At 63.6% G+C, this 5291-nt stretch carries 6 protein-coding genes; 2 read left to right on the forward strand and 4 right to left on the reverse strand.

Features of this window, described 5'->3' with window-relative positions:
- A partial coding sequence (locus tag ENZ75_RS19675) for a hypothetical protein (protein WP_128278255.1) occupies nucleotides 1–505 on the forward strand: 505 nt, incomplete at its 5' end.
- A gap of 94 nt (nucleotides 506–599) precedes the next feature.
- The gene (locus tag ENZ75_RS19680; protein WP_024503715.1) at nucleotides 600–1274 is read left to right on the forward strand and encodes an HAD family phosphatase; all 675 of its coding nucleotides are present in this window, start codon (nucleotides 600–602) and stop codon (nucleotides 1272–1274) included.
- Here ENZ75_RS19680 and ENZ75_RS19685 read toward each other — a convergent pair.
- From ENZ75_RS19685 to ENZ75_RS19700, 4 genes are all read right to left on the reverse strand, one after another.
- Nucleotides 1271–2434 (reverse strand): DUF930 domain-containing protein, encoded by a 1164-nt coding sequence (locus tag ENZ75_RS19685; RefSeq protein WP_063169125.1) that lies wholly within the window; start codon nucleotides 2432–2434, stop codon nucleotides 1271–1273. The two genes, ENZ75_RS19680 and ENZ75_RS19685, sit on opposite strands and share 4 nt — an antisense overlap.
- A gap of 108 nt (nucleotides 2435–2542) precedes the next feature.
- Nucleotides 2543–3301 (reverse strand): 5'/3'-nucleotidase SurE, encoded by a 759-nt coding sequence (locus ENZ75_RS19690; RefSeq protein ID WP_027162942.1) that lies wholly within the window; start codon nucleotides 3299–3301, stop codon nucleotides 2543–2545.
- Complete coding sequence (locus tag ENZ75_RS19695) at nucleotides 3298–4464, reverse strand: MBL fold metallo-hydrolase (RefSeq protein WP_063169126.1); 1167 nt, start codon at nucleotides 4462–4464, stop codon at nucleotides 3298–3300. Before ENZ75_RS19695 ends, ENZ75_RS19690 begins: the two co-directional genes overlap by 4 nt.
- Nucleotides 4464–5291 (reverse strand): ABC transporter ATP-binding protein (locus tag ENZ75_RS19700; RefSeq protein ID WP_164887877.1); only part of this gene is annotated, 828 nt, incomplete at its 5' end. The genes ENZ75_RS19695 and ENZ75_RS19700, both read right to left, overlap by 1 nt.

Here is a 5291-nt window from a genome sequence, read left to right on the forward strand (position 1 = left end):
CGACGAGGCCAAGCTCACCAGGGCCTTTCTCGACTGGGTCGAGATCATGGAGGGGCAGAAGCGCTTCGCCGCGATCGACCGCGCCGACTTCATCGTCTTTGCCGCCGGCCTCGTGCTGCGTGAGCTGATAAAACAGGCGCCGGCCAGGGAAATCTCCGGCCTCACGCAGCTGATCGAGACGGAAACGAACGCCGGCACGCTGGAAATCGTCCGCTTCTGGCCGGAGGGTTTCCTCTACACCAACTACTGCGTCTCGGTGATTTCGGCGATCCACGAGCAGGAATTCGGCACGACACCCGGGATCGACAAATGCGCCGACGATTTGCGCACCTGGTGGTCCTATCGCGAGAATGTGACCGAGATGCCGGCCTATGCGGTGGCTTTCCTCGACCGCTTTCTCGGCGCCGAACCGAACTGGATCACCCCGGATCGCGCGCAGTCCCGGCAAGCCATGCAACGGGCGCTCGTGTCTTCCCGTGCGAGCGATGCGTTGCGCCAGCTTTGAGCCCGCTCTTCGCGCCCCCAAAACCGCACGTGCTATTGAACATTTGACTTTTTGCCGATAGCGATGTGCGAAAATTGACTCGAGAGGGAAACGCGTGGCGCGACCAAGGCCTATTATTTTCGATTGCGACGGCGTTCTTGTCGACAGCGAGCCTCTGGCCGCCCGCGCCTATGAGCGCGTCTACGAAAAGCACGGCATGCCCGGCGTCAACACCAGCGTCATCGCCCAATGCATCGGCATGAAGCAGTCCGATATCATCGCCAGGATCAAAGATTTGACCGGCCACCAGTTTCCGGCGGCGGCGGACGGCGACATCTGGGCCGAGACCAAGGTGCTGTTCTCGCAGGAATTGAAGCCGACACCGGGAATCACTGCCTTTCTGGAGGCGCTTGCAGGCGACCGCTGTGTCGCCTCGTCCTCCTCCGTCGAGCGCATAAACCACAGCCTTGCGGTGACCGGGCTGGCGCGTTTCTTCGGCGATGCGATCTACAGTTCCTCGATGGTCAAGAACGGCAAACCCGCGCCGGACATCTTCCTCTTCGCGGCGGACAAGATCGGCGCCAATCCCGTTGACTGCATCGTCATCGAGGACTCGCCCTTCGGCATCCAGGGCGCGATCGCCGCCGGCATGACGGCGATCGGCTACACCGGTGGCGGCCATACCTATGCCGAGCACGCCGCGCGGCTGACGGCTGCCGGTGCCGATTTCGTCTGCGCCGACTGGCAAGAAGTTAGCCGGCAATTGGCTAGGTTTGGTGTGCCGGCCTAGTTTAGACGATACTTTGTGAATCCACGGCTGGCCCATTCGCCAGGCGGCACGAGTGAGCCCACACGGAAGTTGAAGGACAGGACCCTCGTCGCATCGGCGTCGACTTCGCATCGGAAATTTAGGTTGTACCAAGCGTTTCTGGTGCTGAAGGCGGCCTGCGGAGGATTGAGAACATTGCCTTTGTCCAGCGTAATGGTTGGCACCCATTTGACCGTATAGTCGGCACTTTGCAGTTCCCGGCTCAGAACGTTGCCGCAAAGGGTGGCCACCCGCTGACCGCGCGGCACATTCTCCATGGAGCTTGTAGCGAACGCATTGCCGGTTGCCCCTTGCGAGTAAAGCTTTCTGACGCCCGGAAGGCCGGAATAGATTGGTGATCCTGCAACGTCGTCGTTGGTGGGATTTGACCTTCCAGCATTCCCGATCGGCGCTTTGAAAGCTCTTGCGGGTTTGAACGTCATTGTCTTGGCAGGTTTGGACTTTGCCTTTCCAGTCGAAGCTGGAGGCGCCGGCTTGTCACCGGTCTCAGCCGTCAATGGCTTTGGCGTCACGACGGCTTGCTTTTCGTCAGGTTGCGGTGCGAGTTCTTGTTTGTCCGGCTGCTGTTTGTCGGTGTCCTCGGTCGCCTGCTTTTCCTCGCTTTGCGCGGGCTTTTCGTCCGGCGCAACGGTGGCCGGCTTCTCGTCAGGCTTGCTGGGGTCTGCCTTCTGCTGTGGCGTTGCAGCCGGGGCGGGCTCCGTCGGCACGGGTGTCGGCGCGACAGGCGGCTTTGCAGCCTCATCCTTGGCCGGCGACGGCGTGTTGGGTTTAGCGCTGCTTCCGTCGAGCGATTTCTCCGGCCCGGTATCTTTCTGGCCGTACTGGAAAACGCGCTTCAGAACCTGGTCGTCTGGCGGTTTCGGCGGCGGCGGCTTTTGTTCAGGCGGCTTTTCAGCCTTCTTTTCAGGTGTCGGTTCCGGCGGCTTTGGAGCAGGTTTCGGCTTGGGCTTCTCGGGCGGCGGCACGATCGCGACATTGACGGGCTGTTCCTGCTGAACCGGCTGCTGCTCGGGTCTCGGCAGGCCATAGATCAGAAACGCCGCGATGAGCGCATGCAGGATCAGCGATGCGGGCAAAGCCCACAGCAAATGCCGCCGCCGTTCTCCTGTTTCGCCCTTCATCCGCACCGATGTGGAATGAAATAGCGGCGGCTTCAAGCATAGGTAGTGGATTGGCTTGATTTAACCGCTGACAGGTTGGTGATCGGATGACGACGCGCAGACCTCAGGTCAGCCAGTTTGCCGCTGGCGCGGGATCCCGTCCAGAAACCGTTCGTCCAGCCGCGTCTCGCCAAGCCAGTTCAGCCGGTTGATGCTGATGAAGCCGGCATCGATCGCGTCGTTCTCGTCGCCCGGCTGGCTGTCGTGAGCCCGCCCGCGCGGCACGGTGATGACCGTGCGGTCGCCGTCGCTCTCCACGATCTCGGCCTTGCGGGCGATCTTGTCGCGACCGATGCGCGGCTGGCGGATTTCGGCCGGCAGCGAGGTCGGCAGGTTGATGCTCAGCCAATGACCCTCAGCGGCCCAGTCGGCGCGCGATTGCCACAGGGACACGATCAGCGCGCCAAGCCATTGGTCGTCGCCATCGGTGAAATCAGGATTTTTCACGCGTGAGAAGCCAATGGCCGGAACGCCCCAGAAAGTGGCCTCCCGCGCAATGCCGAGCGTGCCGGAATAGGCAAGGTCCTCGGCAACGTTGCGGCCATCGTTGACACCCGACAGCACCAGATCTGGCTTCTTCGTATCGGCGAACAACCAGGTCATGGCGCTTACCACGCAATCGGCCGGGGTGCCGGAACAGGCGTACCAGTTCGGTTTGAGGCGCCGCATGGTCAACGGCCTGGCAATCGTCAATGACGAGCCGGCGGCGGTGCGCTTGCCGTCGGGCGCGACCACCCAGACATCGCCGCTCAACGCGCTGGCGGCCGCGACCAGACGGGCAAGCCCCGGCGCTTCGATGCCGTCATCGTTGCAGATCAGAATTCTCATCGTTTTCTTGCCTCCGACACCACTATGCGCTGGCCGGTGCGGCATTGCGTGCGCAGCGAGGGGATGTGGGATTGCAGGTCGCCGAGAAGATCCGGCGTGCAGGAATGGCCGAGTGCCGCGGGACGGCCGGCCTTCTCCCAGATATCGACATTGCCCGACAGCGTCGGATGGGTCGGCATGCGTACCCAGTCCGCCCGACCGGCCTTGTGCAACACATCGCCCGGCGAACCTGACGGCAGATGCCCGGTAAGCAGCACCGGAAAACCGGAATGGTCGGCACGCGGCAAGAGGCGCGACGATGGGCCGGCTTCACCCATGCCGTCATCCGCCAGCAGCGGCATGGACGGCAGGGGATCGGCATCGGTCCAGTCGGCTGCGTCTTGCAGGCGGCGGCGCAGCAACGTTGAAACGCCCGGCAACAGGGCTGCCGTGGCGCCGATCTGCGCTTCCAGGGACGAGCGCATGCCGGCATGGATGGCGAACGGCCCTGGCAAGGCCGCGATCAGCTCCAGCGACCGACCCGAGAGCGGCGTCGGCAAAAGACACCCGCCCGAATGCCTCGCAACCCATTGCGAGATTTCGCGCGCACGCGCCGCCCCCGGCACCGGATCGGCGCCGTAGGAAGCATCGAGGACAAGCAGGTCGCAGTGCGGGATCGTGTCCATGACGAAGACATTGCTGTCCGGCACCACATCGGCGGAATAGGCGACGCGGCTCTCGCCATCGTCCACGGCAAACCAGACGCCGCCCACGACATGCCCGGAGCGTCCCGTCCGGATCGTGAAATTGCCGCTGTTCAACGTGTCGCCGGGTTCGAACAATTCGAGGCGATCTTCGGGAAAAGGGAACCGCCTGAAATCCTCGGGCTCAGCATAGCCGGCGAGCGTGGCAGGCGCCTCGTCGCGGGTCTCGGCGGTCATGAAGATCGGACCGGCATAACCGCGCGACAGCAGCCAGCTCAGCGCGCCGATATGATCCTCATGCGCATGCGAGACGAACAGCGCATCGATGTCGGCGACCGAGCCGTTCAGCGCCGGATAGTAGTCCGCCCCCGAGGCGCCGACCTTGATGCCGACGTCGAGCAGGATGCGATCCTTGCCGCTGCAGACAGCAAGGCTGGTGCGGCCCTTTTCGCCAAAGCCGCCGAGCAGGTCGAGCATCATCACGATGCCGCCCCCGCCGCCGGGATCAGCCAGCCGGAGCGTATCCGCAGGCGTGCCTGGGCTCCGCTCTCCAGCGCGACTGGATCGGGCTGTTCGAAATGCAAGGTGAGGTCGGGATTGGTCGAAGGCGTGAATTCGATGCGCGCCGAGCCACCCTGGTAGATCACCCGCTTGACCAGACCATCGAAGCCGGGACCGTCCGGCGACACGTCGAGATCGGCCGACCGGCAGCAGACCTTTGCCCCGGTTCGCGGCCGCTCGCCTGGCCGGCAGCGGACAACCAGTTCCGCGCCGAGAACGCGGACCTTGCAGTGCCCTCTTTCTTCCGCGCTCAACACATCCGCAGGCAGCAAAATGCCCTGCGAAATGAAGGAAGCCACCATTTCATTTGCCGGCTCATGATAGAGTTCGCGTGGCGTCGCCAGCTGGGCAAGACGCCCGCCATCCATCACCGCGATCCGATCGGCCAGCGCCATCGCCTCGGCCTGGTCATGGGTGATGTAGACGATCGTCGTGCCCGTGCGCTTGTGGAAGGACGCGAACTCGTCCTCCATCGAAGCCCTCAGATGCACGTCGAGATTGGCCAGCGGCTCGTCGAACAGAACCAACGAGGGCGCGGCGACAAGGCAGCGCGCCAATGCCACGCGCTGGCGTTGGCCGCCGGACAGATTGGCCGGCCGACGCTCGCCCAGCCCTTGCAGATTGACCAGGGCGAGTGCGTCTTCAACCTTCTGGCGCGCGACGGCCTTGTCGAGCTGCGCCACCTTCAGCGAATAGCCGATGTTTTCGGCGACCGTCATGTGCGGCGACAGCGCGTAGTTCTGGAA

The organism is Mesorhizobium sp. M7A.F.Ca.CA.002.04.1.1, assembly GCF_004022805.1.
In the GTDB taxonomy this organism is placed as follows: Bacteria; Pseudomonadota; Alphaproteobacteria; order Rhizobiales; family Rhizobiaceae; genus Mesorhizobium; species Mesorhizobium ciceri.

What these genes read in the sequence shown, in the direction of transcription:
- ENZ75_RS19685 (WP_063169125.1), bottom strand. Translation starts at nt 2,434, where the DNA reads ATGAAGGGCGAAACAGGAGAACGGCGGCGGCATTTGCTGTGGGCTTTG.
- ENZ75_RS19690 (WP_027162942.1), bottom strand. Translation starts at nt 3,301, where the DNA reads ATGAGAATTCTGATCTGCAACGATGACGGCATCGAAGCGCCGGGGCTT.
- ENZ75_RS19695 (WP_063169126.1), bottom strand. Translation starts at nt 4,464, where the DNA reads ATGATGCTCGACCTGCTCGGCGGCTTTGGCGAAAAGGGCCGCACCAGC.